Below are 25,463 nucleotides of genomic sequence, written 5' to 3'. Positions count from 1 at the left end.
CTAGCTGATTCCAATCAAATTTCACAACCATTAATATTACGCTTTTTCTGTGCCTTTCCAGTATATTCGGGCATTTTTTGAACAGCATCGCAATACAATACATTAGTTCATCATCTTGAAAAGGAGGAACAGGTGTGAACCATACTGTAAAGCCGGGCGAAACATTGTCATCCATTGCCCTTGATTATCGCCGCTCTCTTCAAGCTATCATTTCGGCCAATCCATCCATTAATCCCAATATCATTATGCCTGGGCAAATCATTATCATCCCGGGATTACCTCCGAAAGAAAGCATTCCGTATACGATCTATATATATTTGAAGGAAAAGCAGCTTGAACTAAGAAGAAACGGCATTACGGTGAAAACATATCCCATCGCTGTAGGGAAGATGCTGTCAGCAACGCCGATTGGTAACTTTGTTATTGTCAACCGTGAACCGAATCCGGGAGGCCCGTTCGGAACAATGTGGCTCAGTTTATCAAAAATACACTATGGTATTCACGGAACGAACCAGCCGAATTCTATTGGGAAAGCGGTCTCTAAAGGCTGCATTCGAATGTACAATGAAAATGTGAATGAACTGGCTTCCATTATTCCAAATGGAACAGCCGTATATATCCGACCTTCACGCGCCTATTCTTCTCCTTAACCTTTGCCTGCTTGAAAGCTTGGGTACAATGTCATTCCCCCATCAGCATAAAGGGTCACACCCGTTATATACTTTGCTTCTTTCGAGGCTAAAAAAGCAGCGACAGAGGCAATTTCTGTTGATTCGGCAATATACCCCATCGGAATCATCTTTTCTACAGATGATTTCACACTCGGGTCCGAAAATTTTTCTGTATTGATAGGCGTGTTAATAGCACCTGGGCCAATCGCATTCACCCGAATTCCTTTTGGGGCATATTCAAGGGCCAATGTTTCTGTCATCATCTTAATGCCCCCCTTACTTGAGGCATAATGAACAAAATGAGGCCATGGAATGACATCATGGACGCTTGACATATTGATGACACACCCTTTAATCCCATTCTCTAACATATAGTTAATGGCTTGGCTCGAACCTAAAAAAGTTCCTGATAAGTTAACAGAAATCACCTTATTCCAATCATCAAGCGTCATCTCGTGAGAAGGAATTTCAGTTTGAATCCCGGCATTATTGACCATAACGTCCAAACTTCCGAAAGAGGTATGAGCAGCTTCAAGCAACCTTTTCATGTCATTTTCTTTTGATACATCGGCTTGGACGGCAATCGCATCACCTCCAGCTTTTTTAATCTCGGCTACCACTTCAGCTGCTTTCTCTGGAGTACCCAAATAATTGACTACCACTTTCATTTTCTCTTGACCGAAACGAATGGCGATGGCTTTACCGATTCCGCTTGAAGAGCCTGTAATCACCGCTGTTTTCCCGGCTAAATCCTGATACATACTACTCGCTCCCTTTCTGTTATTTTTTTGTGAATCCAAGCAGGATACCGCCTGTAATAATCAAAATACTTCCAATGATTACAAATACCATTTGTCTTTTTGATTTTTTTCTCCAAGTAAAAAGATGCCGTCGAATGTTGAAATGATGATTCCCATTTGAGAATATGTATGATTTATTCTTTCTTAAAAAGGGAAGGTTCATGAAGGCTGTTTTTTATTTTCACTCTTTTTACCCCGCATTAAAGGGCAGTAAACCCCCACTTCAAGAATTGAGAAAAATCGGAGAATTCTAAGCGGGCGATAACTGCCCGTAAAAGCCCGAATAAAGGAACACAGACTAACATCGCCGCGTCCTGCGGGCCTAACTAACCATCAGTGGGGATAAAGAAAAATCCCCACTGATGGAAGTTTCCTTTATCTCTTTTAAACTTTTTTGAAACAAGTTATTCAGGAAACTGGTTTTCCGCTAAAAATATCTCTCGTTTGCAAAAGCGGAATCTGGGTATATAATATTATAGAGAAACAAACATTCGATGAAGAACATTAAATTTTTCTGTAAAAAAGAGGAATAGATAAATAAAAAGAAGGAGTGTCATTATGTCCGACTTAAACGGCCACGAACCTTTGGAGGAATCTGTAAATGAATTGGCACAAGCCATTTTTACAGTGAATCGTCATGCTAAGGCAGCACCAGACCCAAAAAAATTGTATACGTTAAAGAAGCTTGCTTTAGAAAAACTTCTCACGGAAGGAAAAGCAAAAAAAGAAGGCCTTCACTTCTCTCCAAACCCTGGAAAAAGCCAACAAAAATCTGATGTACTCGTTTCTGTTGGGGACTACTATTTTCATATGCCTCCTAAAAAAGAAGACTTTCAACAACTTCCGCACCTCGGTCACTTAAATCACCAATACCGAAACCCTAAAACATCCATGTCTTTGTCCTACGCAAAGCGTATTCTATCCAAATATGCCGGATACTGGGTAAAGCCGCCTCAACACCCGTTGTATCTACATAGAAAAAAACAGGCCCCTGTGTTTAAGCCGCTCGGGAAAAGTTATTTTTAATTGAAAAGAGGAAGGAACCTGCACAGCAGGTTCCTTCCTCTTTTCAATTATAAAATATGTTCGTCTACCATTCGGATCAGTTCAGCGATCTCAGGTTTGCTCACCTGCCCGTTTGCTCCGACCATTTGCCCTTTATGACGTAAATCCTCAGTAATAAGAGAGGAGAAAATAATAATCGGTAAGACAGATAGCCTTGGATCCTCCTTAATTCGCTTCGTCAAATGATGGCCATCCATTTGCGGCATTTCAATATCTGTAATGACTAAATGGACTTGGTCTTCAATGGCCGCACCATTTTCTACAAGTGATTCTAAATAATGAAGGGCATCTTGCCCATTTTCAAAGAATTCCCCATTCACATAACCAGCTTCTTCTAGTGTATCCGAAACAAGACGGCGCAGAAGCGGTGAATCCTCTGCAATGACAATGCGTTTGTTCGATCTTTCTCTTAACCCTAATTTTTTAACAGAACTTATATTAATTCCCGAGTCCGGGTTAACATCTGTTACAATCTTTTCAAAATCGAGCATTAACAGCATATGGTCTTCCATTTTAATAACCCCTGTAATTTGGGTCTCTAATCCCTGGTACATTTGAGACGGTTTTTCAATCTGTTTCCATGAAATTCGATGAATTTGTGTAACGTGATGAACATGAAAGACCATTTTCTGCTTGTTGAATTCCGTTACGATAAACTTATCTTTATCTGGCGTAGAAGATGGTGCCATGTTCAAAGCTGTGGCTACGTTCACAATTGGCAGTACCTCTCCTCTCAGTTCAATAATTCCTTCTACATACGGATGGGCATGCGGGATGGGAGTGATTGGAACCGGGTTAATAATCTCTTTTACTTTAATAACGTTTATCCCAAATTTAATTTGACCTATTCCAAACTCGACAATTTCTAATTCATTCGTTCCGGTTTCCAGTAAAATCCCTTTATCTTGTGCCATAATTTTTCGTCCTTCCATCTTTAAGTCTTGTCATTTGTGTTTTCTACATTTATATCATCGGCTGTTACATATAAAAAGTTTATCCCGCATTAACGGGCAGTAAGATTCTCACTTCTTTATTCCTGTTCATAGGGTGTTCTTAAATGAATGAAGAGGCCTATGACCGCAAAAAGAAGCAGAGATGATAAGGCAAGGCGGCTTGCCAGATTGCCTGTATGGGCAAAAACGAGCGTCACCGTTCCATATACAGCAGGACCTAGTATCGCTGAAACCTTTCCCGAGAAAGCGAACAATCCAAAAAACTGGCCGGCTTTATTAGGCGGACTTAGTTCCACAATCAGCGTCCTCGTTGTGACCCACATGGCTCCCAGTGCCACACCAAACAAACTTCCCGAAATCCAAAAGGCGGCAGAACGGACGGCTGTCACCGCCAAAATAAGGGCCATTATCAAGATGAAAGCGACATACGTAATTCCTCTTCTCGCTCCCACTGACCTAGTAATATATCCAAATAGAAATGAACCGATGACGCTCGCTACCGTAGAAATTAAATAAAGGACAATAAACATATCAGTCGTAAATCCGACGACTGCTTTTGCATACACAGCCATCATTGCAATCGAGGTAGCAATGGCATCATTAAGAAAAAAATACGTTAACATAAATAAAAAAATAGACTTATGCCTCTTTGCTTCACGGAATGTTTGAATGATATCTTTATAGCCGTTGAAAAAAGAAAACCTCTCTTCCTTTTCATCGCTTTTTTCTTTTCTCTCCTCTTTTACCCACAGAATGAGCGGCAATGTGAATAAAAAATAAAGCAGCGCGGTTGGAATAAAAGCATGATGAAACTGACCGTCTCCAACAAACAAATACACAAGAAGACCAACCAATGTTCCAATATATCCAATAGCGACTCCAAATCCCGAAATAAGCGGCAGCTCTTTTTCATTTCCTAAATCTGAAATCATGCTGTCATAAAAAACGAGGCTGGAGTGATAAAAAAATTTTGCCAGGACAAACAAGAGAATGACCATCAGAAGCGACAAAGACGCATTTTCCTGCCAAAAAGCAGCTATCCCCATTCCTGCTGTACATGCAATGGATAAAAGGGCAAGCGTGACAAGAGGCTGTTTCTTCTTTCCCGTTCGATCAATCATCACTCCAAAAAGTGGAGAAAAGATGACTAGAAGTATACTCGCCAAAGCATTCGCATAGGAGATGAAAGTGCTTGCAACTTGGTTAAGCTCATCGTTTTTACCAATCGTTTCTTGTAAGTAAAACGGAAAAAAAATTGTAGTAATATTGGATGAAAAAATTGTATTGGCAAAATCATATAATGCCCATCCTAGTATGGGAAGAGAACAATACACAGCAAAAGATGACCCCTTTTTCATCTTGCTCTCCACCCTTTTCGTCTTCGTCTTCATCTCCGTCATCCGCTTCACGCCCTTTAGCAAGTTTTGATGTTTACTTCCATGTATATCCCCTGAAGTCCTGTTCCTTTACAAAATGTTTACATGCTCTTATGAAAGAATACACATTCGGAGACTCTATTATTTAATTACTATAATTCATCCATATATTAACGTATAACTGTACATTCCTTGACTAAATATATATGCGGAGTTGAATAGCCATGAGAAGAGCCCAACAAAAAGAACAGACGAAAAAACTCTTGCAGCAAACTGCCATAGAATTGTTCAAAAGGCAAGGATACGGCAAGACGACCGTTTCCCAAATTACAGCCACTGCAGGGGTTGCCAAAGGAACTTTTTTCAACTACTTTGAATCGAAACAAGCCGTTCTTCACACCATTCAGGAACAGCAAGCAGAATATATGGAAAAAGAAGCAGAAAAGATTTTTGAAGAAGAGGGTAAAATTAAAGAAGGCTTGTACCGTTTATGGGAGAACATAGCTCTCCATCTTGAAGAATCGGGCCGTCCCCTCATCCGTTCCCTTTATCACGTCCTCATCACGGATGAGTCCTTTCAACGTAAAGAAGTGTTGCAATCAAGAAAGTTTGAAGAACTGCTCATTCTTTTATTCGAAGAGGGACGAAAAAGAAACGAATTTGCTGACAATTTTTATTTCGAACAATTCGCCCTCATGATGGTTCATCATTTTACAGGAGTCCTATTTTATTGGTGCACAAGTGAAGATTCCCTGCCTTTATCAACGTTAATTCGTCAATCTATGCCTTTGTTGTTTAAAGGCATTTCAATTGAAGATTGACCATTATCTACTCTAAACTCAACGAAATCGATTCCAATTAACTGAAAAATATGAATGTGAAAAAAAGGCTGGACGTTTAAAAAGAAAAAATTTATACTACACAATGGATTGAGACATTAACATGGCTCTTTAACAAAGCTAACATTAAAGAAGGTGTACTGAAGATGAAAGGCTCTGTCATTTTATTTCATCATAATAATGAGATGACCATCTTGGAAGATGTAGATAAATCCGTTTTCTCTGCTATTCAAAAACAAGCAGGTACGGAACATTGTATCGTGACATTAAATAACCGGAAAGTTGACTTTGGATATGTCGCCTCTCCGGTCTACTGGCGTGAAGGCGCTGTGTATACAGATTAAAAATGACACGTGAACATTCACGTGTCATTTTTAATCTGTATGTTTCGGTTTCTTATTTACTCTAAACCACCCTCTTCGCTGAAAAAATACCGTCATTACCATGGCGAGGAGGAACATAACTCCTAATACGATATAATAACTGTATTTTCCTTCTAATTCCGGCATATGTTCAAAATTCATTCCATATACCCCTGCAATAAAGGTTAAGGGCATAAAGATGGTTGTAATGACGGTTAATGTCATCATCACCTGGTTCATCCGGTCGGAATTGATGGAAAGATAACTGTCCCGAATATCGGACGTAAAATCGCGGTTAGCCTCGATTAACTCGGCTAACTTAAGCAAATGATCATAAATATCTTGAAAGTAGATTTTTTGATCGCTCACTTGAGTCATGCGTTCAGAGTTAATAATACGGTATAATAAATCTCTCATCGGCATGACCGTACGGCGAAGTTTCGACAGCTCACTTCGAATGTCAAACACTTCATCCATAAGATTTCCTGTTCCTCCATACCTGCTTGTGTCATCTTCAATTTCATTTAGACGATCTTCTATGCGATAAATGGGCGGAAAATAATCATCTACCAACTTATCCATAACAGCATGAAAAACTGCCATTGGCCCTTTTTGTAACGCTTCCTCTTTTTTCATCCTTACCCATAGGTTATTGAGCCCCCTTACCGGCCTTTCGTGAAAAGTAACCAGATAATTGTTTTCTATGAAAAAGTCCACTTCTTCTGCATTTAATGTGTTTTGGTTAATACAATGTAATATAATAAATACATATTTATCGAAAAAGTCCATTTTGGGACGTTGTACAAATTCCAGACAGTCTTCGATGGATAAAGGATGAAAGCGGAAATGAGTCGCCAAAAACTTTGACTCCTCCTCTGTCGGCTGCTCAAAATCCACCCAGTACCAGGCAATATCCGGTCTTTGCAATGCCCGTAAGGACAAATCATATTTTACTTCTCCATTCTTTTTAATTGCACATGTTCGAATCATATAATCCCCATTTCTCTTTTCCATCTATGTTTAAACATTCCCTTTTTCTCAGACTAAAAACATGTCAAAAAATTCGTACACCACAGGATTAATTACAAGGAATGCGGGTAAACACGAAATAAGTTCATAGCCAAGGAGAAAGGAGCAAGAGTGATGAAACAATATGACGATAAATCAAAAACAACGAATCAAATGAATGTGTATCAAACATTAAAAACAAAATTTTATGAAAAAGAAACGGCTGCTTTATTAGATTTTCTTACTTATTCCTTTAATAAAAAACATATCCAAACCTTACTTGACCGTGCATTGGATCAAAAAGACAAAGAAGCGTTCATCCATTACAGTAACTTGTATAATCAGTTGCTTAAAAAGGAACCTTCCCCTTCATAGAACTAAATATAAACGATTAGAAGTGCGCTAGGACCATGTGTATTTTAGGGGTTTTGGTGCACTTCTTTTTTTGTTCATCGTTCTTGGCATTATGGTTATGCTAAATACAATGATCTTTTCAATGAAATGGAAAGGATGGCCAAATCATGGAACACCTTATCAATCCTCTTGTTCAAAGCATTCAAATCTCTGGTATTCGAAGATTTTTTAATATGGTCTCACAGCATGAAAATGTTCTCTCCCTAACCATCGGTCAACCCGACTTTTCGACGCCGAATCATGTTAAAGCTGCAGGGAAAAATGCCATCGATCAAAACATGACATCTTACACACACAATGCCGGTATGTTTGAATTACGTGAAGCGGCTGCTAGTTTTATGGATGAACAGTACGACTTAGCTTATGATGCCCAATCTGAGGTTATTGTCACAACAGGAGCAAGCGAAGCCATAGATGTGACGTTGCGAACCATTCTATCGAGCGGGTCCGAAGTTCTTTTGCCAGGTCCGGTTTATCCCGGTTACGAGCCGATTATTCGTCTTTGCGGAGCCCAACCTATTCATATAGATACAACAAATACGGGCTTCCGTTTAACAGCTGATCTCATGGAGCCATACATAACAGAACGCACGCGCTGTATTGTTCTTCCATACCCCTCCAATCCGACAGGGATGACACTATCGGCGCAAGAATTAAGAGACATTGCCCTTTTACTGGAGAATCGAGATATTTTTGTGCTGTCAGATGAAATTTACAGCGAATTTGTGTTTACTGGACAACATCATTCCATCGCCTCATTTCCTAAAATGAAAGAGAAAACGATTGTGATTAATGGGTTGTCAAAATCGCATGCGATGACAGGATGGCGGATCGGTTTTCTTTTCGCTCCCGCCAATATTTGCCGCCATATTCTCAAAGTCCATCAATATAATGTTACGTGCGCTTCTTCCATCTCTCAATCTGCTGCCCTCTCTGCATTAACAACAGGGAAAGCAGACCCAAAAATGATGAAAATACAGTATGAGCAACGTATGAATTATGTATATAATCGGTTACTAAAAATAGGATTTGATGTAGAAAAACCAAACGGAGCGTTTTACATTTTCCCATCCATTCACAAATTCCATCATAGTTCATTTGAATTTGCATTAGAGCTTATGGAAAAAGCCGGTGTCGCTCTCGTACCGGGTAATGCTTTTTCATCGTTTGGGGAAGGGTATGTTCGTCTTTCTTACGCTTATGCCAGCGAAACACTAACAAAAGCATTAGATCGAATAGAACAATATATGTCCTCACGCTAAACGCTTGACCATCGTTTTTTTCTATCGACCAACAAGAAACTCCCCTTCGATGAGGGGAGTTTCTTATCAGCTATAGGCCGCCTTTATACTTTCCATCATTTTTAGACGCTTTTTCTTTTTTAGCTTTATCTTTATGAACTTTATTTGCAGCAGCACTTCCAAATTCATGACTGAACTCGGAATCAATAACCGCAGAGTCAAAACCTTTTTTACTTTTTTGATCAGCATCATTCTTCTTTGTACGCTTTGCCATTTGCCTAACCCCTCTTCTGAAAAATTTCGTACACGTATAGTGTAGGCAAATAACCTTTTTATATGAATCCAATAAAGGAAAACTTCCATCGCTGGGGGGTTCCCTCATCTCCCACCGATGGTTAGTTAGGCCCGCACGATGCGGGTCACGCAGACGTTGCCGCAGGAAACAGCGATGTTAGTCTATGTTCCTTTGACCGGGCTTTTACGGGCAGTTATCCTCCACTTAAGCTTCCGCGATGAAGCCAAGTTTTGAAGTAGGGGTCTTACTGCTCGTTAATGAGAGATTAAATTTTTGGACGTCAACTCTGCTTCGGCTTCTCTTTTAAGCCTTTTTGCTTTTTGGCTTCTTAGTTAGCCTTCCAAAGCTTGTAAAGAGCTTGAGTTCCGCTGTTCTCTTCTCCTTTTTCGGCAAGTGAATCATACAGTCTTTTAGCCAGCGCCAACCCTGGAGTATCCATATTCATGGCTTCCGCTTCTTCTAATGCGATTCCCATATCTTTAATAAAATGTTTAATATAAAAGCCCGGTTCAAAATCTCCTTCAATCATACGGGGGGCCAAATTGCTCAGTGACCAGCTTCCTGCTGCTCCTGCGGAAATGGATTGTAATACACTTTCTGGCTTTAATCCTGCTTTCTCTGCATAAACGATCGCCTCTGAAACACCTACCATATTGGAAGCGATGGCAATCTGATTACACATTTTCGTATGCTGTCCTGCCCCTGCTTCTCCTTGCAAAATCACATTCTTTCCTAAAAGATGCAAAAGCGGCAAACAGTCGTTGAATGCTTCCTCGTCGCCTCCGACCATAATTGTCAAAGTCCCCTGACGTGCCCCCACATCTCCTCCCGATACAGGGGCGTCCAACGAGTACATGTTACGCTTTTTCGCTTCTTCATAGATCTTTTTGGCTAAAGTTGGAGTGGAAGTGGTCATGTCAATAAAATATGTACCAGGTTTGGCATGGTTCAAGAGACCATATTCTCCTAAATAAACCTCTTCGACATCTCTCGGATAGCCTACCATTGTAATGATAATATCCGCTTCCGAAGCCAAATCGGCAGGGTTTTCTCTCCAAATAGCCCCTTCTTCCAATAAATCCATTGCTTTTTCCTTTGTTCTTGTGTAAACATACACCTGATATTCCGCCTTCATCAAATGACGAGCCATACTTTTGCCCATCACGCCAGTACCAATGAATCCAACCTTTGTTTTCCCGTTCATTTCAATCTTCTCCCTTCTTTCATTGTTATTATTTTACTTTATAACCAGGCCAGAAAAAAGGAAAAAGAGCTGACCCCCTTATTAAAAGGCTCTTTTCTAAAAGATTGTTATTTTTAGATAGGTTTCTTGAAAGATAGCCGTTTAAGGTTGGTTGGAGCGGAAGGTGCGAGACTCCTGCAGAAAGCGAGCAACCTGGAGCGGAAATCAACCACTCCCCACTACTTGTTAAATAGCAACAAAGTTTGCAAAAACAGCCTATTAAAAAAACGGATGTTACGAAAGTTATCACCATCTTCCGCAGCACCCTCATTATTAAAAGTTCTCGTCTGAAAGAAGTAAATACACGCACCCTTCCACTAAACCGATAATCGTCGGAATACCTGTCCAACAAAAAAGCAGATATAAAATACCTTGTACCGGCTGTTTTAAATAAAATTTATGAACCCCAAAGCTCCCTAAAAAAATCGCATACAACGCTGCCTTTTTTCGTCTGCTCATTCACGCTCCCCTTCATGAAAGAGTATGATTCGGCTATATAAATTTATGATAAAAAGCGAGAATACATGCAAGAAATAGAAGTTCTTTATGCAGACTAAACATATTACTTGCTTTTCAAGGCTCTGTTCGATAAAATTTGGCTCATGCGGTTTTTTGTCGTAATCTGTCGTAACCGCCCGATAATGAATTACTTGTTTTTACTTACATAGAGGAGGTCATCATATGACAAAAGATTTTTTTGAAATCGTCAGCGAACGTGCGTCTGTAAGACATTACGATTCTTCCGTAAAATTGTCAAAAGAAGAGGTAACAGAATTATTAGAAGCTACTGGAAAGACTCCATCCGCCTGGAATCTTCAACACTGGAAATTCATGGTTTTTTTGAATGATGAAGCAAAAGAAAGGTTACTCCCTATTTCCTATAATCAGAAGCAAGTCGTTGAGGCTGGTGCAGTCATCGCTATCTTAGGAGATCTTGAAGCAAATAAAAATACAGAAATTGTTTACAATCCTCTCGTTGAAGCTGGATATATGACTTCTGAAATTAAAAATACGCTTGCAGGACAAATTGAGTCTGCATATCAAAATACTGTATATGCACGGGACGCAGCATTCAGCAATGCTTCCTTGGCTGCTATGACGCTTATGCTCGCTGCAAAAGCGAAAGGCTATGATACATGTGCGATGGGTGGATTCAATGTGCAGCAGTTCATTGAAGAGTTTCAAGTATCTGATCGTTACATTCCGGTTATGCTCATTTCAGTTGGGAAAGCTCTTAAACCTGCACACTCTAGTGCACGTCTCCCGGTAGAACAACTGTCTACGTGGTTGTAACGAAAAAGACCCGTTACTGAATCCCTAGTTTTACTAGATGTCCGTGACGGGTCTTTTTAGGAAGATGATTCAAAAGGTATGTTTTTACCTTTTGAATCATCTTCTTTTAATTTTCAATTAAACTCCATTCTAAATCTTTTTTATTTAGAATAAGGTTCGCTCTTAGTTTACTTGCTTTTTTATGCTCATCCACTTCATTATACATTTCATCCATATCTAAAAATTCACCGATTGTATAGACGGGAACTTGTACATCTTTACGGGTATGAACCATATGCTGAAAATCGATTAAAAGCCCGTCATTCGTTAACGTTAACAATGTATTCACCAATACAAGCGGCAATGGCGGATATTCCGATTTTTTTCGCAGCAATGAAAAACGCTTTTGGTTTAAAGAAGATATTTTTAATGGGACAATTCGGCTCATTAAATGCTTCATATCATATATATCTTTATAGTACGTTTTATTAAACCACCCGTCATCATGGGCCAAATAAACAAATTGATTATTTAGTTTATTATTAAACTGGCTGTTTAACGGCTTTTGGTAATGTCCCAAATATAACAAAGCAGCCAAATCATGAGGTTCAAGAAGGTTAAGCGATGAAATGTCCTCTACATCTATCCAACAAAAGTTTCCGTAACCGTATACATGATCCTGCGCCAATTTATGAATCTGTTCACCTTCCACATAATCAAGCAATGTTCCAAAATGAAAATCACTCTCATCATATTGATGTTTTAGCAATAAAATATTGGAAATTGGAGATGGAAGTGAATACACAAATTCCTTGAATTCAATACCATACGTTATAAAGCACTTTTCATTTATATTGCCATTTATATAAATAAGGTCTCGTATGCCGTCTGTTTTGCTCAACCGTTCTAACCACCTTACATGATGTTCGCTCTTCATTGATTTACTCCGCATTAACGGGCAATAAGCCCCTTTTTAATGTAACCTAAGAAGGTGAAGTAGAAATCACTGCCTGTTAATGCCCGAATAAAGGAACACAAACTAATAACACCGCGCTCCGCCGCAATGTCTGTGTGATCCGTATCGCGCGGATATGAACTACTATCTGTTAAAAATAAAGGAAATTCCACGAATGCAGTTCCCTTTATTATATCGTTAATTAAATAAAAGTGAAAGTGTTTCTCCTGCTGATCATGATGCTCTCTTGTATACTCAATAACAATGACAATGATTGTAAAAATCGTTATAATATGCTTTGTATTTATACTTACATACGACATCAAGATTAACTCTTTTGAAAGGAGATTTACATGGACGTCCGTCAGCTTCAATACTTTTACGAAGTCGCAAAACAAAAAAGCTTTACAAAAGCAGCAGAAGTATTACATATTTCTCAGCCTTCCTTGAGCAAGATGGTTAAATCTTTGGAAGATGAAATTGGCATCAAGCTCATCGACAGATCGGGAAAGCGAATCCAGCTAACGGATGCCGGCGAGATTGTTTTTCAGCAAGCAGAAGTGGTGCTTAGCTCGCTCAATGACTTATCCAACTCCCTCTATGATTTAATGAACTTAAAAAGAGGAACGATTAAGTTTGGTATCCCTCCTATCATTGGAACGTTGTTTTTTCCTCGCATCATGAAATCATTCCGTGATTCTTATCCGCTCATTCATATTCAAATGATTGAGTTTGGAGCGAAGAAAATGGAACGAATTGTGGAGCAAGGTGAAGTGGATGTAGGGGTCGTTCTTCTTCCTGTAGATGATGCAAAATTTGAATTCATTCCATTCGCGAAAGAAAAGCTTCAGGTTGTCATGCCTAAAAAACATTCTTTTTCGGGAAGGAAGTTTGTCTCATTGGCTGAACTGAAAGACGAATCGTTTATCATGTTTCATGAAGATTTTTCTATGCACGAAATCATTTATAATGAATGCTTACGGGCAGGATTCCAACCGAATATTGCCTATACAAGCTCTCAGTGGGATTTTATTGGAGAGATGGTCGCTGCCAATCTTGGCATAGCCCTATTCCCTCAATCTATCTGTCAAAAACTTAACCATGACCACGTAAGCATTATTGACCTGGATGATATCATTCCATGGGAACTCGGCTTAATCATCAAAAAAGACCGTTACATCTCGATAGCAACAAAAGCCTTTCTAGATCACCTTCGGTCCAACTTCCTTGGTTTATCTTAAAACGCTGAGAATGAATTATATATAAATATAATTTAAGTTTTTAACATTAACTTGGTTCAGGCCCTTTTTTAGGATTTTGGGATTCTTCATCTTGAATTAACAAAAAAGGCCGGCTGCCCATGCTAAATTCTTTATGTGGATTATATATAGTTTCCTTGCATAGTAACTATAACTATTATGTATTTTACGGAAAGCGCAATCTCTTATAAACTAATAAATGTAAGATTCATCATATACGTAACTAAGCGTGATACGATGAATTCATGATCTCTAGACCCATTTGCATAATCTCATGTTACTCTTTTCTCCCAAAGATGAGTCGTCTTGTCCCATGCAAGACGACTCTCTTATTTGTATACTATCTTAAACTACCAACTCCATATAAAAAACGTTTGACCTAAAAAGGCCAAACGTTTTTTATTGTTATCCAATATGGAAAGTTTCTTTAACAAATGCCATAACTTCTTCTGTTGTATTCATTGAAAGAATGGTATCTACATGTTTCTCGATTTCTGCTTTTGATAAGTGACGGATTTGAGAACGTGCTTTTAAGATGGATGTTGCACTCATTGAGAATTCGTCTAACCCCAGTCCAAGAAGGATTGGAATCGCAATTTCATCTCCAGCCATTTCTCCACACATGCCTGCCCATTTTCCTTCTTTATGAGCTGCATCAATAACCATTTTGATTAAACGAAGAATCGCTGGGTTATATGGCTGATAAAGATATGAAACACGCTCGTTCATACGGTCAGCTGCTAATGTGTATTGAATCAAGTCATTTGTTCCGATTGAGAAGAAATCTACTTCTTTCGCAAATAGATCCGCAATAACTGCAGAAGATGGAATTTCCACCATCATTCCTATCTCAATATTGTCAGAAACTGCAATACCTTCGGATTGAAGCTTTTCTTTTTCTTCCATTAAAATAGCTTTCGCTTGACGGAATTCATCAAGTGTTGCAATCATTGGGAACATGATTTTTAAGTTGCCGTGTACACTTGCACGCAATAACGCACGAAGTTGGGTACGGAACATATCTTGCATTTCAAGACATAGGCGAATCGCACGGAATCCTAAGAATGGATTCATCTCTTTCGGAAGATCTAAGTAAGGAAGTTCCTTGTCACCGCCGATATCCAATGTACGAACAACAACCGGTTTGCCTTCCATACGTTCTAATACTGTTTTATAAGCATTGAACTGTTCTTCTTCTGTTGGAAGCGTATCGCGCCCCATGTATAAAAACTCTGTACGGTATAAGCCGACACCTTCGCCGCCGTTTTCTAGTACTCCTTTTACATCTTCAGGTGTACCGATATTAGCTGCTAATTCTACATGATGGTCGTCAGCTGATACAGTCTTCTCGTTAACAAGCTTCGCCCATTCTGCTTTTTGTGCTTCATATGCCGCTTTTTTCTCTTCATATGCTTTAACCGTTTCCGGAGCAGGATCAACAATAACTTGACCGTCTAATCCGTCTACAATAACCAGAACCCCATTTGCGATGTCTGCTGTCACTGTTTTTGTTCCAACGACCGCCGGGATCTCCATTGAGCGAGCCATAATCGCTGAGTGCGAAGTACGTCCGCCGATATCTGTTGTAAAGCCTTTTACGTATTGACGATTTAATTGAGCTGTATCTGAAGGAGTTAAATCTTCGGCAATAATCACCACTTCTTCAGAAATCATGCTTGGGTTTGCGATGGTTACACCTAGAAGGTGAGCTAATACGCGTTTTGTTACGTCACGAATGTCTGCTGCACGCTCTTTCATATATTCGTTGTCCATAGACTCGAACATATTGATGAACATCGTTGCTACTTCATTTAAAGCATATTCAGCATTCACTTGCTCAGTTTTGATTTTATCTTTAATAGGATTGATAAGTTCTGGATCGCTCAGTACAAGAAGATGTGCAGCGAAAATGTCTGCTTTATCTTCGCCAAGCTCTTTACGAGCATGTTCTTTGATTACTTCAAGCTCTGATGTAGATTGTACAAGTGCTTGTTCAAAACGTGCTGTTTCTGCATCTGTATCTGTTACTGCTGTTTTTTCAACTGTTAACTCTGGGTTTTCAAGACGAAAAGCTTTGGCAATGGCAATGCCGCTTGATGCGGCAATGCCTGAAATTTCTTTTGCCATTATTCTGCTAATCCTTCTTTTTTCATTGTATCTTCTAGAGCAGCAACAGCGTCTCCTGCATCAGAGCCTTCAGCAGTGATTTTAATAACAGCATCTTTTGGAATACCTAAAGACATAACACCCATGATGGATTTTAAGTTAACCGTTTTGCCATTGTACTCTAAGTTTACATCTGCATCGAATTTGCTTGCTGCTTGTACTAATGTTGTCGCTGGACGAGCGTGGATTCCTGAATCTGCTACTACTGTGAATTGTTTTTCTGCCATGATAATCAATCTCCTTTTGTTTACTTAGAAATATTTACAACGTTTTCTTCTTTTAGGTCAACTTGACCTTTCTTTAAGATGTTAACTTTTTCATCAGCTTGTAAGTTCGTGAAAATGATCGGTGTAATCACAGAAGGTGCATTATTTTTGACAAAGTCTAAATCGACCTTCAATAATGGTTGACCTTTTTTCACCTCATCGCCTTGAGAAACAAGAGCCTCAAAGCCTTCGCCTTTTAAGTTAACAGTATCAATACCAAAGTGAACTAGAATTTCGCGACCATTCGTCGTTTCAATTCCAATGGCATGCTTTGTCGGGAATAAGTTTACTATTTTTCCATCCGCCGGCGCAACTACTGTGCCTTCAGAAGGAATAATCGCGAAACCGTCTCCCATCAGTTTTTGTGAAAAAACTTGATCCGGCACTTCAGAAAGAGGCACGATTTCTCCTTTGATTGGAGAAACAAGATCGTCACCATTGCCGCTCATAGAAGCTGGTGTGATGACTTCTTTTTCTACTGCTTTTGGTTCCTTCACAGCAATTGGCGTACGCCCTTCCATAATATCTTTGATCTGTCCTTTTAATGTATCGGATTTTGGACCAAAGATCGCTTGGATGTTATTACCCACTTCCAGGACACCTGAAGCGCCAAGTTTTTTCAAACGCTCTTTATCCACGTTTTTCGCATCATTTACAGATACACGAAGACGTGTAATACAAGCATCTAAGTGAGAAATATTTGCTTGGCCTCCGAGTGCTGCCAATACATTACTTGGAAGTTCTCCTGCTTCTACAGTACCTTCTTCCGCCTCTTCCGTTTTATCTTCACGGCCCGGAGTCTTCAAGTCAAACTTGCGAATCGCGAAGCGGAATCCAAAATAATAAATAACCGCTAATACTAATCCAACCGGAATGACCAACCACCAGTCTGTACGGTTTTGTAACACACCGAACAGCATATAATCGATAACCCCGCCTGAGAACGTCATCCCGATTTTTACATTCAAGATTTCCATGATCATGAAGGATAAACCGGCAAAGATTGCGTGAATACCGAATAAAATCGGTGCGACGAATAAGAATGTAAACTCCAGTGGTTCTGTAATACCTGTTAAGAACGATGTTAATGCAGCTGAACCCATGATACCCGCGACGTATTTTTTGTTTTCCGGACGCGCTTCATGATACATTGCTAACGCCGCTGCCGGCAAACCAAACATCATGAATGGGAACTTCCCAACCATAAAGGTACCAGCTGTTAATTCCACACCGTCTTTCAACTGAGCGAAGAAGATTTTTTGGTCACCGCGGACAACTTCACCCGCTTTATTCACATATTCTCCAAACTCAAACCAGAATGGCGAATAGAAAATATGATGCAATCCAAACGGAATTAATGAGCGCTCAATAACTCCGAAAATAAAGGCTGATATAGTCGGATTCGCGCCAATCATATTTTTTGAAAAAGCATTTAACCCACCTTGAATCGGCGGCCATACAAAGATTAAAACAACACCAAGAATAATTGCTAATACCCCTGTGATAATAGGTACGAAACGTTTACCTGCGAAGAATCCTAAGTACGATGGCAGTTCAATATTGAAATAACGATTGTACATCGATGCTGCCAGTATACCGATGATAATACCTCCAAAGACTCCTGTTTGTAAGGTCGGAATCCCTAAGATACTGGCAAATGCAGGATCTTGACCGATCATCGCCGGATCAAGCTTCCCTGTAGCAACTAAGATGGTACTCATGGTTTTGTTCATGATTAAATAACCAACGATTGCAGCAATACCTGCTACCCCGTCTCCGCCAGCCAAACCGACGGCAACCCCTACTGCAAACAACAGCGACAAGTTGGCAAAGATAATATCCCCAGCTTGTGCTAACACATTAGCAACGAGCTGAAACCCATCTCCCCCAAGAGCAGGAACACGCTCTAATAGAGTTGGATTTTGCAGTGCTGTACCGACTCCTAATAAAATACCGGCTGCTGGCAAAATTGCCACAGGAAGCATTAGTGCTTTCCCTACTTTTTGTAATACACCAAAAAGTTTTTTAAACATAGGGTGTACCTCCTTTTCTATTTGTAGTGTGCAACAAGCGAGTGAATTGATACGTCATTCTTTATCAAACGCTTTCTTTTCTCACAGAACGAAAAAAAAAGGCACAAGTAAAGACGAAACAACTGGACGGTAAAAGGGCACAAAAATGCCTCTTTCACATCAGTGTTTCACTTCTCTACTCATGCCTGATCGAATCAGTAACACGTATCAAAATGAATGAATCATGCTAATTCTGTTTTATTAACCAATCGCTGCAGATGCATCGTTAAATAAACGGCCTCTGCTTCATAAACTGGCAGTTGTAATACCTGCTGCATCACTTTTATGATTTTCCAAGACAAATTGTAGCATAGAGGGTATTCCTCTTTCAAGAGTAAAGCTAATTTTTTTGGTTCTTCTACTTTTTCTCCTGCCTTGACACGCTCAATCGCAAAATGCAGATGGCGAATGAGGCGCATATAATGAATGGATTCGCGATCAATCTCTATTTTAAACGAATGTTCAATCATTTCAATAATCGTGTGAATCAGCTGTGAATGCTTATTTACTTCTGAAATGTGTTTGGCTGTCAACGCACTATGAATATGAAGAGCAATAAAACCAACTTCCCCTTTTGGAAGATCGATCCCCATTTTTTCCTTCATCAAGTCCACCACCTCAGAGGCAATCGTGTACTCATCCGGATATAAGGCTTTTGTTTCCAATAAAAAAGGGTTCTTCAAACCCATACCCTGCTGGATACGCTTAATCGCAAAATAAATATGGTCAGTCAACGCCACATGGATATGCTCATTAAGCGGTACGTTTACCCGATGCTGAATATGAGAAATCGCATCATTCATAAGTCCCACAAAGCGCTCGTCTACATGGTTTAGAAGCTGCTTATATTGCTCCTGTTCTTGCTCGCTCTTTAGTAAAAATAGTTTTTCGACAGCTTCCGATGTAATCTCATCGCCTTTTTTCTTCCCGAAACCGATTCCTTTCCCGATCAAAACAACCTCATCATACTCTTTGTTTGACGCAATCAATACATTGTTGTTCAATGCTTTTTTTACGACAAAGGACCCTTGCACGAATCCTTCACTCCCCTATTTTTCACTTGGCACTACTCATTACTCGTCCTTACATATTACATAAGAAACGGTTTTAACGTCAATGGAAATGGCACCGTTTTTAGAAAAAATCAAAAACAATTTGTTCCGCATTAGCAGGAAGTAAGGTACCCACAGATAGAAGTTTCCTTTATTTTCTAAAAAATATATTTTTTTATTTCCTGCTATTTCGACTCTCAATACTAATTAGGGTAAAACAATCCCCTTTAATTATTCACTATAGAAAAAAGAAAGTCCAAGACGGGTTATATTGCCTTGGACTTCCTTCTTTATCAATACAACTCTTTCGTTAAATTGGCCATTTCAATCGCTGATGCTGCTGCTTCCCAGCCTTTATTTCCAGCTTTCGTACCGGCGCGCTCAATGGCTTGCTCGATGTTCTCTGTTGTTAATACACCGAAGATGATTGGAACTCCTGTTTGAAGGGTTTGGGAAGAAACTCCTTTCGCCACTTCATTGCAAACATAGTCAAAGTGAGGAGTGGACCCGCGAATCACGGTACCTAACGTAATAACCGCATCATATTTTTTGGATTCTGCCATTTTCTTTGCAATAAGCGGAATTTCAAATGCTCCTGGAACCCAAGCTACATCTACATGATCCTCTTCTACTCCGTGTCGCTTTAAAGCATCGAGGGCTCCCCCCAGCAATTTACTTGTAATAAATTCATTGAAACGCCCTACAACAATTCCTACACGTAATCCTGTTCCTACTAAATGTCCTTCAAATACTTTTGCCATCTTAATTTCTCCTCCAATTATAAATGTAATAAATGTCCAAGTTTTTCTATCTTTGTATTCAAGTAACGCTCATTGTCTTTTAGCACTGGCATTTGCAGTGGAACGCGTTCCACGATTTCCAGGTCATAGCCTTCGAGCCCGGCAATTTTTCGAGGGTTGTTCGTTAACAGTTTCATTTTTTGAACCCCCAGCTCTTTTAATATTTGCGCTCCGACTCCGTAGTCACGCAAGTCTGCTGCAAAGCCAAGCTTTTCATTCGCTTCGACTGTGTCATAGCCTTCTTCTTGTAACTTATAGGCTCTCAATTTATTTAACAGCCCTATTCCTCTTCCTTCTTGGCGCATGTAAAGTAAAATTCCTTTGCCTTCTTGCTCAATTTGGGATAGGGCTGCATGTAGCTGAGGACCGCAATCACAGCGGTGCGATCCAAACACGTCACCTGTTAAACATTCCGAATGAACACGAACTAACACCGGTTCATCGGGAGAAATCTCTCCTTTTACAAGGGCCATATGTTCTTGGTTATCCACAATGTTTGAAAATCCGACTGCCTGGAAATGACCAAATGAGGTCGGCAGCTGAATGTCCACTTCACGTTGAACCAATTTATCATGCTTTCTACGGTAAGCGATTAAGTCCTTAATGGTAATCATTTTTAAGTCGAATGTCTTGGCAATTTCCACTAAATCCGGGACTCGCGCCATCGTTCCATCTTCTTTCATGATTTCACAAATGACCCCGGCAGGCTTCGCTCCTGATAAAACGGCCAAATCAATCGCTGCTTCTGTATGACCGGCACGTCTTAATACTCCGCCTTTTTTGGCAACAAGCGGAAATACATGGCCCGGACGGCGGAAATCTCCTGCTTTTACTTCACTATTTAGCAAAGCTTGAATAGTGTCTGCACGTTCAAATGCACTAATGCCCGTTGTGGTTGTTTTATAATCGATACTAACCGTAAAGGCTGTTCCATGCGGGTCGGTATTTTCTCCAACCATTGGCTTTAAGTCTAAACTCTGCGCTAATTCTTCAGAAATGGGTGTACAAATAAGTCCTTTACCGTGTGTTGCCATGAAATTAATCGTTTCGGCAGTCGTTTTTTCTGCTAAAGCCACAAAGTCTCCTTCGTTTTCACGGTCTTCATCATCACAAACGATAATAACCTTCCCTTGCTTTAAATCATCAAGGGCTTCGTCAATACGATGGAACATAAAACCACCCCTTCCTTTAATTTGTAAATCCATGCTCGTGGAGCAAATTGTATGTGATAGAACTTTTGGGAGCCGGCTGCTCTTTCACCATCATTTTCCGTATATATTTCGCAAGCATATCGCACTCGATATTTACAATGTCCCCCGCTGCTTTTTCTCCTAAGATCGTATGTGATGATGTGTGGGGGATAAGAGAAATAGTAAACGAATGGCTGGTTAAGCCAAAAATCGTTAAACTTGTCCCGTCAACCGTTACGGACCCTTTTAAAATCATAAAATCAGCTAAATCCGGTTCCACTTCAATTTCATAATAAACCGCATTTCCTCTTGGTGATTTATTGATAATTTTTCCCATTCCATCAACATGCCCGCTGACAAAGTGACCGCCAAAACGTCCGTTAGCCGCCATCGCTCTTTCTAAATTGACGGCATCTCCTCGATTCAGCATTTTTAAGCTAGTGGCAGCAATCGTTTCCGGCATGACATCAACCGTAAATTCATTATTTGAAAAAGAAGTAACGGTTAAACAAACTCCATTTACCGCGATACTGTCACCGAGCTTTACGTCTTCCAAAATACTGTTCGCTTTAATAGCAATTTCAACCGCATCTTTCCCTTTTTGAATATGTTGGATTCTGCCGATTTCTTCAATAATTCCCGTAAACATATCATTCACCTTCTAACGGTACAGCTGTTATTTTTAAATCATTGCCGATCTGTTGGACAGATTGAATCTTTAATGGAACGGCTTCATCAATATTCGGAATTCCTTCTCCTCCGAACAAAGCGGGAGCATCCTTTCCACCGATAAGTTTCGGAGCAACGTATGAAATGACTTCATTGAACCGGCCCGCCTTTAAAAAGCTTCCATGAATGGTTGAACCGCCTTCCACTAAAAGAGATGTGACGCCCTTTTCTCCAAGGAATATCAATACTTCGTCAATATGAATGGTTTCACTGGAGAGCGGAAAAACTTCTACAAACGAATTGCGAATACGATCTGTTTTTTCAGAATCAATATTATTTCCTGTAATAATCCAAGTAGGTGCTTGTCCATCATGCAGCAATGTACTCTCTTCCGGTATTCTTAATTTATGGTCGAGAACAATTCGAATTGGATGCTTTCCCCCATTTGGGAGACGTGTCGTTAAGCTTGGATTATCGGCAATAACGGTTTGAACCCCCGCTAAAATGCCGTCATGTTCGTGACGTAATTGATGTACATCCAATCTGGCTTCCTCACCTGTAATCCACTTGCTTTCTCCCGTTACCGTTGCGGTCTTCCCGTCAAGGCTGCTGGCTGTTTTTAACGTTACGTATGGAGTTCCCGTTTTGATATAATGAAAAAAGACTTTGTTCAAAGCATCCGCTTCTTCTTTTAATATCCCCGTCTCTACAGAGATCCCCGCCGCTTTGATTCGTTCGATTCCTCGACCTGAAACAAGGGGATTTGGATCGAGCGAAGCAACCACTACTTTCGCTAGCCCTTTTTCGATGATAAGATCAGCGCATGGCGGCGTTTTCCCATGATGCGAGCAAGGTTCAATCGTTACATAAATCGTTCCCCCTCTTGCTTTCTCGCCGGCCATTTTTAATGCATGTACTTCCGCATGTGCTTCTCCTGCTCTTAAGTGTGCACCCATGCCAACTACTTCACCATTGTTTACCACGATTGATCCAACAACGGGATTAGGGCTTGTCTGCCCTTTTGCTGCTTTTGCCAGCTCGATGGCCAGCTTCATATAATCGTAATCTTTCAGCTCCATCGCCTCCCAACATTTCTCCTTATATTTTTTATTTGCCCAATTTATCCCGCTTTAACGGGCCGACAAAACTCACGAAGCGAAGTTTTTTACTTTATTATGGCCAAATAAAAAACCCCTAGTCCTTGTTTCCTAGGGGTTGGTTGAGACGAATCAGTTTTTAAGCATATTTTTCACATGCCAAATAAGCAAGATGACAACTGCTACTATAAAGGTGGATTGGTGCTAAAAAATGTATGCAAAAAAAACTTCCGTTTTAATCATACATTATACGCGAACCAAATAAACCTTTTTCACTCGTAAAACAAGCAAATAAAAGCGTCGAAACCTGCAACTCTGATCCTTCTCCCATCCAGACTATACTGTCGGCTCCAGATTTTCACTGAATCCACCGTTTATCCCGCTTTTATGCAACGGACAAACGGGTCACGGGCTTAAAAACGTTTCCGTTTTATCACCGCCGGTTGGGAATTTCACCCGACCCCGAAGGATATAAATTTATGAAGTTTGAGAATAGTGTAACAGATAAAAAGACAAAAATCACGCAATTTGTTTCTATAGCCTTTTATAAATTTTGTTATGCTTATTGGAGATGAAAGAACAGGAAGACGGAAACAGCTGTTCAGACAGATTAGGCTATTGAAATAACAAGAAAAACGAAACAATAAAAGAATGATTCACACCCCTGGTTAATCAGGGAGCGTGAATCATTCTCTTTAAAAATACATCACCAAACGAAAGAATTGAGGGAAGGAGCTTTCAGCGAACTATCCATTTGAAAGGTAGAGAACAACTGCTCTTATAAGTTTGACTTTTTTAGCCAAAGCATAAAAATGAATGCCAATCCCATATAGCCGAATAACGGATACAAGGCTGTTAATAAAGAACTGTAGCCAATTTGACCGATCGTGAAGCAAAGAAGCAAAATTACCATAATCCATGTACTTTCACGCGCAGGAAGAATCGTTTGAAATTGACGGGCCATGCCAAATACATTTCCAATAAGCGTGGTAAATATTTCTCCGTAAATGACAATTAAAAACAGCCAGTTTATCCACACGCCGACATTTTTAATCACTTCACTCATTGGAATATCAAGTTGAAAGGTATAAGGCAAATTTGAAAGGGCCAAATGGGCTGCAACCATCATAAATGTAAGTCCGATACCCCCAAGGACCGCCCCTCTCTGAATAATTTTACGATCCTTGATTTCAAAACCAAGAGGCACCAATACCGCTTGAGCCATAGCTAAGTTAAACGCCACATACAAAAACGGACTGACCATCCAATTGACATCGCCAGTTAACAATTGGACCGACGATACTTGCAGAAAAGAGAAGTGGCCGATGTATGGGACTATGATGATGACCGAAAAAATCAACATCATCGGCACAACAAGCGAATTGACCATCATAATTCCTTCAATGCCTTTCATGATGGAAAGATACGCAAGCAATACCGTTAAAATCATACCGATTTGGGGCCACCAGCCGAGCTGCTCCTTGACGATGGAGCCTGTGCTTGCCAACATAACAGAGGTGATGCCAAATAAAGTGAAGATCGTAAACAAGTTGACAATTTTCCCGATGTTTTTTCCAAATAAATAATTATTTAGCTGCTGATAGGATTCCGCTCCAATTTCATGTGCCATGACCATCATTTTTGATCCAAGCCATACAAAACATAAACCGCTGACAATAATTCCAATCAAGCCATATGTACCATATTGGGTAAAAAATTGGACAATTTCTTTCCCCGTTGCAAATCCGGCTCCTACGACCGTTCCAATATAAGTAGCGGCCACTTGCAATACTCTTTTCCACTCTTTGTTCATCGTCTCACCCTTTTTTCAAACTGCTAATACTACACTATATGACGTTGTTTTAAAAAAAGACGAGCTATTCTCATTGATGCTATCTATTAAAGCTGTTTCTGCAATGGCTGTATTCTATTGTTTTTCATCTTAATTCTCTATAAATTCCATTTAATAAATCGACACGTCTTCATTCACTTGAAAAGCATTCACAATCTGTGGTCCAGACAGCTTGAATCCGCGCTCAAAGGTCTAGAAAATTCGACATAGTCGTTCTTTGGTCATGTCGAATTTTCTAAATCGATCTATATATTTTTTGAAACATAATTTTTTAGTCGCCTCTCTATATTTTTCAATATTCATAATGTATTAATTTTTTGAATAGTCGTTCACAAGAGACTGTCCAGAATAAAAAATATGTTGTATAATTATCAAAAATCAGATAAGTTAAATATTATAATTTAAAATTTCATACATCATTCTTATCAAGAGAGGTGGAGGGACTGGCCCTTTGAAGCCTCAGCAACCAGTCACGGCGTGACAAGGTGCTAAATCCAGCGAAGCAGGGAACCATGCTTGGCAGATAAGAAGAGGGTTTTGATTAAA

Annotated in this window: 26 protein-coding genes, 1 pseudogene and 2 riboswitches; of the genes and pseudogenes, 8 read left to right on the top strand and 19 right to left on the bottom strand. The window is 39.8% G+C overall.

The window, feature by feature from the left end; genetic code table 11:
* The first annotated feature begins 134 nt into the window (after nucleotides 1-134).
* Nucleotides 135-650, top strand: a complete 516-nt coding sequence (locus BK575_RS05695; protein ID WP_078409296.1) for a L,D-transpeptidase family protein — start codon at nucleotides 135-137, stop codon at nucleotides 648-650.
* Here BK575_RS05695 and BK575_RS05690 read toward each other — a convergent pair.
* Both BK575_RS05690 and BK575_RS28940 read right to left on the bottom strand, forming a co-directional pair.
* Nucleotides 647-1,432, bottom strand: a complete 786-nt coding sequence (locus tag BK575_RS05690; protein ID WP_078409295.1) for a glucose-1-dehydrogenase — start codon at nucleotides 1,430-1,432, stop codon at nucleotides 647-649. The genes BK575_RS05695 and BK575_RS05690 overlap by 4 nt on opposite strands.
* A gap of 19 nt (nucleotides 1,433-1,451) precedes the next feature.
* Nucleotides 1,452-1,594 (bottom strand): annotated as a pseudogene (locus BK575_RS28940) (GRP family sugar transporter); the annotation flags it as partial.
* A gap of 435 nt (nucleotides 1,595-2,029) precedes the next feature.
* Here BK575_RS28940 and BK575_RS05685 point away from each other — a divergent pair.
* Nucleotides 2,030-2,497: a YkyB family protein gene (locus tag BK575_RS05685; protein ID WP_078409294.1), complete on the top strand. Its 468-nt coding sequence runs from the start codon at nucleotides 2,030-2,032 to the stop codon at nucleotides 2,495-2,497.
* A 47-nt stretch (nucleotides 2,498-2,544) separates the two neighbouring features.
* On the opposite strand, the gene BK575_RS05680 is transcribed toward BK575_RS05685, so the two are convergent.
* Entirely contained in the window at nucleotides 2,545-3,450 is a 906-nt protein-coding gene (locus BK575_RS05680; RefSeq protein WP_078409293.1) for a chemotaxis protein, read from the bottom strand.
* Nucleotides 3,451-3,566: 116 nt separating this feature from the next.
* A complete protein-coding gene (locus BK575_RS05675; RefSeq protein WP_078414663.1) occupies nucleotides 3,567-4,880 on the bottom strand; it encodes an MFS transporter in 1,314 nt (437 codons plus the stop codon).
* Between the two features lie 209 nt (nucleotides 4,881-5,089).
* Here BK575_RS05675 and BK575_RS05670 point away from each other — a divergent pair, with 209 nt between their 5' ends.
* A complete protein-coding gene (locus tag BK575_RS05670; protein ID WP_078409292.1) occupies nucleotides 5,090-5,686 on the top strand; it encodes a TetR/AcrR family transcriptional regulator in 597 nt (198 codons plus the stop codon).
* Between the two features lie 164 nt (nucleotides 5,687-5,850).
* Nucleotides 5,851-6,048 carry a hypothetical protein gene (locus BK575_RS05665; RefSeq protein WP_078409291.1) on the top strand — a complete coding sequence of 66 codons (198 nt, stop codon included), beginning with the start codon at nucleotides 5,851-5,853 and terminating at the stop codon, nucleotides 6,046-6,048.
* Between the two features lie 30 nt (nucleotides 6,049-6,078).
* On the opposite strand, the gene corA is transcribed toward BK575_RS05665, so the two are convergent.
* Nucleotides 6,079-7,056 carry a magnesium/cobalt transporter CorA gene (gene corA, locus BK575_RS05660; RefSeq protein WP_078414662.1) on the bottom strand — a complete coding sequence of 326 codons (978 nt, stop codon included), beginning with the start codon at nucleotides 7,054-7,056 and terminating at the stop codon, nucleotides 6,079-6,081.
* A gap of 153 nt (nucleotides 7,057-7,209) precedes the next feature.
* On the opposite strand from corA, the gene BK575_RS05655 reads away from it, so the two are divergent.
* Nucleotides 7,210-7,449 (top strand): IDEAL domain-containing protein, encoded by a 240-nt coding sequence (locus BK575_RS05655; protein ID WP_078409290.1) that lies wholly within the window; start codon nucleotides 7,210-7,212, stop codon nucleotides 7,447-7,449.
* A 146-nt stretch (nucleotides 7,450-7,595) separates the two neighbouring features.
* The gene (locus BK575_RS05650) at nucleotides 7,596-8,750 is read left to right on the top strand and encodes an aminotransferase A (protein WP_078409289.1); all 1,155 of its coding nucleotides are present in this window, start codon (nucleotides 7,596-7,598) and stop codon (nucleotides 8,748-8,750) included.
* Between the two features lie 70 nt (nucleotides 8,751-8,820).
* On the opposite strand, the gene BK575_RS05645 is transcribed toward BK575_RS05650, so the two are convergent.
* The 3 genes from BK575_RS05645 to BK575_RS05635 all read right to left on the bottom strand — a co-directional run bounded on the left by BK575_RS05645 (nucleotide 8,821) and on the right by BK575_RS05635 (nucleotide 10,726).
* Nucleotides 8,821-9,003, bottom strand: a complete 183-nt coding sequence (locus BK575_RS05645; protein ID WP_078409288.1) for a hypothetical protein — start codon at nucleotides 9,001-9,003, stop codon at nucleotides 8,821-8,823.
* 349 nt (nucleotides 9,004-9,352) lie between these two features.
* Nucleotides 9,353-10,234, bottom strand: coding sequence for an NAD(P)-dependent oxidoreductase (locus tag BK575_RS05640; protein WP_328589545.1), 882 nt, complete (start codon nucleotides 10,232-10,234; stop codon nucleotides 9,353-9,355).
* A 306-nt stretch (nucleotides 10,235-10,540) separates the two neighbouring features.
* A complete protein-coding gene (locus BK575_RS05635) occupies nucleotides 10,541-10,726 on the bottom strand; it encodes a TM2 domain-containing protein (protein WP_028396885.1) in 186 nt (61 codons plus the stop codon).
* Between the two features lie 222 nt (nucleotides 10,727-10,948).
* On the opposite strand from BK575_RS05635, the gene BK575_RS05630 reads away from it, so the two are divergent.
* Nucleotides 10,949-11,560 carry a nitroreductase family protein gene (locus BK575_RS05630; RefSeq protein ID WP_078409286.1) on the top strand — a complete coding sequence of 204 codons (612 nt, stop codon included), beginning with the start codon at nucleotides 10,949-10,951 and terminating at the stop codon, nucleotides 11,558-11,560.
* Between the two features lie 106 nt (nucleotides 11,561-11,666).
* Here the strand turns inward: BK575_RS05630 and BK575_RS05625 are convergent, their stop codons facing one another.
* Together BK575_RS05625 and BK575_RS05620 are read right to left on the bottom strand one after the other, a co-directional pair.
* Entirely contained in the window at nucleotides 11,667-12,476 is an 810-nt protein-coding gene (locus BK575_RS05625; protein ID WP_235867313.1) for a peptide ABC transporter permease, read from the bottom strand.
* Between the two features lie 14 nt (nucleotides 12,477-12,490).
* Nucleotides 12,491-12,817 carry a hypothetical protein gene (locus BK575_RS05620; RefSeq protein ID WP_078409284.1) on the bottom strand — a complete coding sequence of 109 codons (327 nt, stop codon included), beginning with the start codon at nucleotides 12,815-12,817 and terminating at the stop codon, nucleotides 12,491-12,493.
* Nucleotides 12,818-12,847: 30 nt separating this feature from the next.
* Here BK575_RS05620 and BK575_RS05615 point away from each other — a divergent pair, with 30 nt between their 5' ends.
* Nucleotides 12,848-13,735, top strand: a complete 888-nt coding sequence (locus tag BK575_RS05615; RefSeq protein ID WP_078409283.1) for a LysR family transcriptional regulator — start codon at nucleotides 12,848-12,850, stop codon at nucleotides 13,733-13,735.
* Between the two features lie 423 nt (nucleotides 13,736-14,158).
* Here BK575_RS05615 and ptsP read toward each other — a convergent pair whose 3' ends face one another.
* From ptsP to BK575_RS05570, 9 genes are all read right to left on the bottom strand, one after another.
* Complete coding sequence (gene ptsP, locus BK575_RS05610; RefSeq protein ID WP_078409282.1) at nucleotides 14,159-15,880, bottom strand: phosphoenolpyruvate--protein phosphotransferase; 1,722 nt, start codon at nucleotides 15,878-15,880, stop codon at nucleotides 14,159-14,161.
* Nucleotides 15,880-16,146 carry a phosphocarrier protein HPr gene (locus BK575_RS05605; RefSeq protein WP_078409281.1) on the bottom strand — a complete coding sequence of 89 codons (267 nt, stop codon included), beginning with the start codon at nucleotides 16,144-16,146 and terminating at the stop codon, nucleotides 15,880-15,882. The genes ptsP and BK575_RS05605 overlap by 1 nt, the downstream gene beginning before the upstream one ends.
* 20 nt (nucleotides 16,147-16,166) lie before the next feature.
* Nucleotides 16,167-18,218, bottom strand: coding sequence for a glucose-specific PTS transporter subunit IIBC (gene ptsG / locus BK575_RS05600; protein ID WP_078409280.1), 2,052 nt, complete (start codon nucleotides 18,216-18,218; stop codon nucleotides 16,167-16,169).
* Between the two features lie 221 nt (nucleotides 18,219-18,439).
* Nucleotides 18,440-19,291 (bottom strand): glucose PTS transporter transcription antiterminator GlcT, encoded by an 852-nt coding sequence (gene glcT / locus BK575_RS05595; protein ID WP_078409279.1) that lies wholly within the window; start codon nucleotides 19,289-19,291, stop codon nucleotides 18,440-18,442.
* Between the two features lie 311 nt (nucleotides 19,292-19,602).
* Nucleotides 19,603-20,070, bottom strand: a complete 468-nt coding sequence (gene ribH / locus BK575_RS05590) for a 6,7-dimethyl-8-ribityllumazine synthase (protein WP_078409278.1) — start codon at nucleotides 20,068-20,070, stop codon at nucleotides 19,603-19,605.
* Between the two features lie 17 nt (nucleotides 20,071-20,087).
* A complete protein-coding gene (locus BK575_RS05585; RefSeq protein ID WP_078409277.1) occupies nucleotides 20,088-21,281 on the bottom strand; it encodes a bifunctional 3,4-dihydroxy-2-butanone-4-phosphate synthase/GTP cyclohydrolase II in 1,194 nt (397 codons plus the stop codon).
* A 16-nt stretch (nucleotides 21,282-21,297) separates the two neighbouring features.
* Nucleotides 21,298-21,948: a riboflavin synthase gene (gene ribE, locus BK575_RS05580; RefSeq protein ID WP_078409276.1), complete on the bottom strand. Its 651-nt coding sequence runs from the start codon at nucleotides 21,946-21,948 to the stop codon at nucleotides 21,298-21,300.
* Between the two features lies 1 nt (nucleotide 21,949).
* Nucleotides 21,950-23,041 (bottom strand): bifunctional diaminohydroxyphosphoribosylaminopyrimidine deaminase/5-amino-6-(5-phosphoribosylamino)uracil reductase RibD, encoded by a 1,092-nt coding sequence (gene ribD / locus BK575_RS05575; RefSeq protein ID WP_078414661.1) that lies wholly within the window; start codon nucleotides 23,039-23,041, stop codon nucleotides 21,950-21,952.
* Between the two features lie 339 nt (nucleotides 23,042-23,380).
* Nucleotides 23,381-23,539: riboswitch (FMN riboswitch) on the bottom strand.
* A 304-nt stretch (nucleotides 23,540-23,843) separates the two neighbouring features.
* Nucleotides 23,844-24,878 carry a YkvI family membrane protein gene (locus BK575_RS05570; RefSeq protein ID WP_078409275.1) on the bottom strand — a complete coding sequence of 345 codons (1,035 nt, stop codon included), beginning with the start codon at nucleotides 24,876-24,878 and terminating at the stop codon, nucleotides 23,844-23,846.
* A 458-nt stretch (nucleotides 24,879-25,336) separates the two neighbouring features.
* A riboswitch (SAM riboswitch) is annotated at nucleotides 25,337-25,447 on the top strand.
* The last annotated feature ends 16 nt before the right edge of the window (nucleotides 25,448-25,463 follow it).

It is taken from the genome of Priestia abyssalis (genome assembly GCF_002019595.1).
In the GTDB taxonomy this organism is placed as follows: Bacteria; Bacillota; Bacilli; order Bacillales; family Bacillaceae_H; genus Bacillus_BA; species Bacillus_BA abyssalis.
Note: the sequence above shows the minus strand (reverse complement) of the source record. Positions and strands in the feature narration are given on the sequence as shown.

Bases quoted from the DNA above. Each gene is read 5' to 3' on its own strand.
- BK575_RS05690 (WP_078409295.1), bottom strand. From the start codon at position 1,432: ATGTATCAGGATTTAGCCGGGAAAACAGCGGTGATTACAGGCTCTTCA.
- BK575_RS05685 (WP_078409294.1), top strand. From the start codon at position 2,030: ATGTCCGACTTAAACGGCCACGAACCTTTGGAGGAATCTGTAAATGAA.
- BK575_RS05680 (WP_078409293.1), bottom strand. From the start codon at position 3,450: ATGGCACAAGATAAAGGGATTTTACTGGAAACCGGAACGAATGAATTA.
- BK575_RS05675 (WP_078414663.1), bottom strand. From the start codon at position 4,880: ATGAAGACGAAGACGAAAAGGGTGGAGAGCAAGATGAAAAAGGGGTCA.
- BK575_RS05670 (WP_078409292.1), top strand. From the start codon at position 5,090: ATGAGAAGAGCCCAACAAAAAGAACAGACGAAAAAACTCTTGCAGCAA.
- BK575_RS05665 (WP_078409291.1), top strand. From the start codon at position 5,851: ATGAAAGGCTCTGTCATTTTATTTCATCATAATAATGAGATGACCATC.
- corA (WP_078414662.1), bottom strand. From the start codon at position 7,056: ATGATTCGAACATGTGCAATTAAAAAGAATGGAGAAGTAAAATATGAT.
- BK575_RS05655 (WP_078409290.1), top strand. From the start codon at position 7,210: ATGAAACAATATGACGATAAATCAAAAACAACGAATCAAATGAATGTG.
- BK575_RS05650 (WP_078409289.1), top strand. From the start codon at position 7,596: ATGGAACACCTTATCAATCCTCTTGTTCAAAGCATTCAAATCTCTGGT.
- BK575_RS05645 (WP_078409288.1), bottom strand. From the start codon at position 9,003: ATGGCAAAGCGTACAAAGAAGAATGATGCTGATCAAAAAAGTAAAAAA.
- BK575_RS05635 (WP_028396885.1), bottom strand. From the start codon at position 10,726: ATGAGCAGACGAAAAAAGGCAGCGTTGTATGCGATTTTTTTAGGGAGC.
- BK575_RS05630 (WP_078409286.1), top strand. From the start codon at position 10,949: ATGACAAAAGATTTTTTTGAAATCGTCAGCGAACGTGCGTCTGTAAGA.
- BK575_RS05625 (WP_235867313.1), bottom strand. From the start codon at position 12,476: ATGAAGAGCGAACATCATGTAAGGTGGTTAGAACGGTTGAGCAAAACA.
- BK575_RS05620 (WP_078409284.1), bottom strand. From the start codon at position 12,817: ATGTCGTATGTAAGTATAAATACAAAGCATATTATAACGATTTTTACA.
- BK575_RS05615 (WP_078409283.1), top strand. From the start codon at position 12,848: ATGGACGTCCGTCAGCTTCAATACTTTTACGAAGTCGCAAAACAAAAA.
- ptsP (WP_078409282.1), bottom strand. From the start codon at position 15,880: ATGGCAAAAGAAATTTCAGGCATTGCCGCATCAAGCGGCATTGCCATT.
- BK575_RS05605 (WP_078409281.1), bottom strand. From the start codon at position 16,146: ATGGCAGAAAAACAATTCACAGTAGTAGCAGATTCAGGAATCCACGCT.
- ptsG (WP_078409280.1), bottom strand. From the start codon at position 18,218: ATGTTTAAAAAACTTTTTGGTGTATTACAAAAAGTAGGGAAAGCACTA.
- ribH (WP_078409278.1), bottom strand. From the start codon at position 20,070: ATGGCAAAAGTATTTGAAGGACATTTAGTAGGAACAGGATTACGTGTA.
- BK575_RS05585 (WP_078409277.1), bottom strand. From the start codon at position 21,281: ATGTTCCATCGTATTGACGAAGCCCTTGATGATTTAAAGCAAGGGAAG.
- ribE (WP_078409276.1), bottom strand. From the start codon at position 21,948: ATGTTTACGGGAATTATTGAAGAAATCGGCAGAATCCAACATATTCAA.
- BK575_RS05570 (WP_078409275.1), bottom strand. From the start codon at position 24,878: ATGAACAAAGAGTGGAAAAGAGTATTGCAAGTGGCCGCTACTTATATT.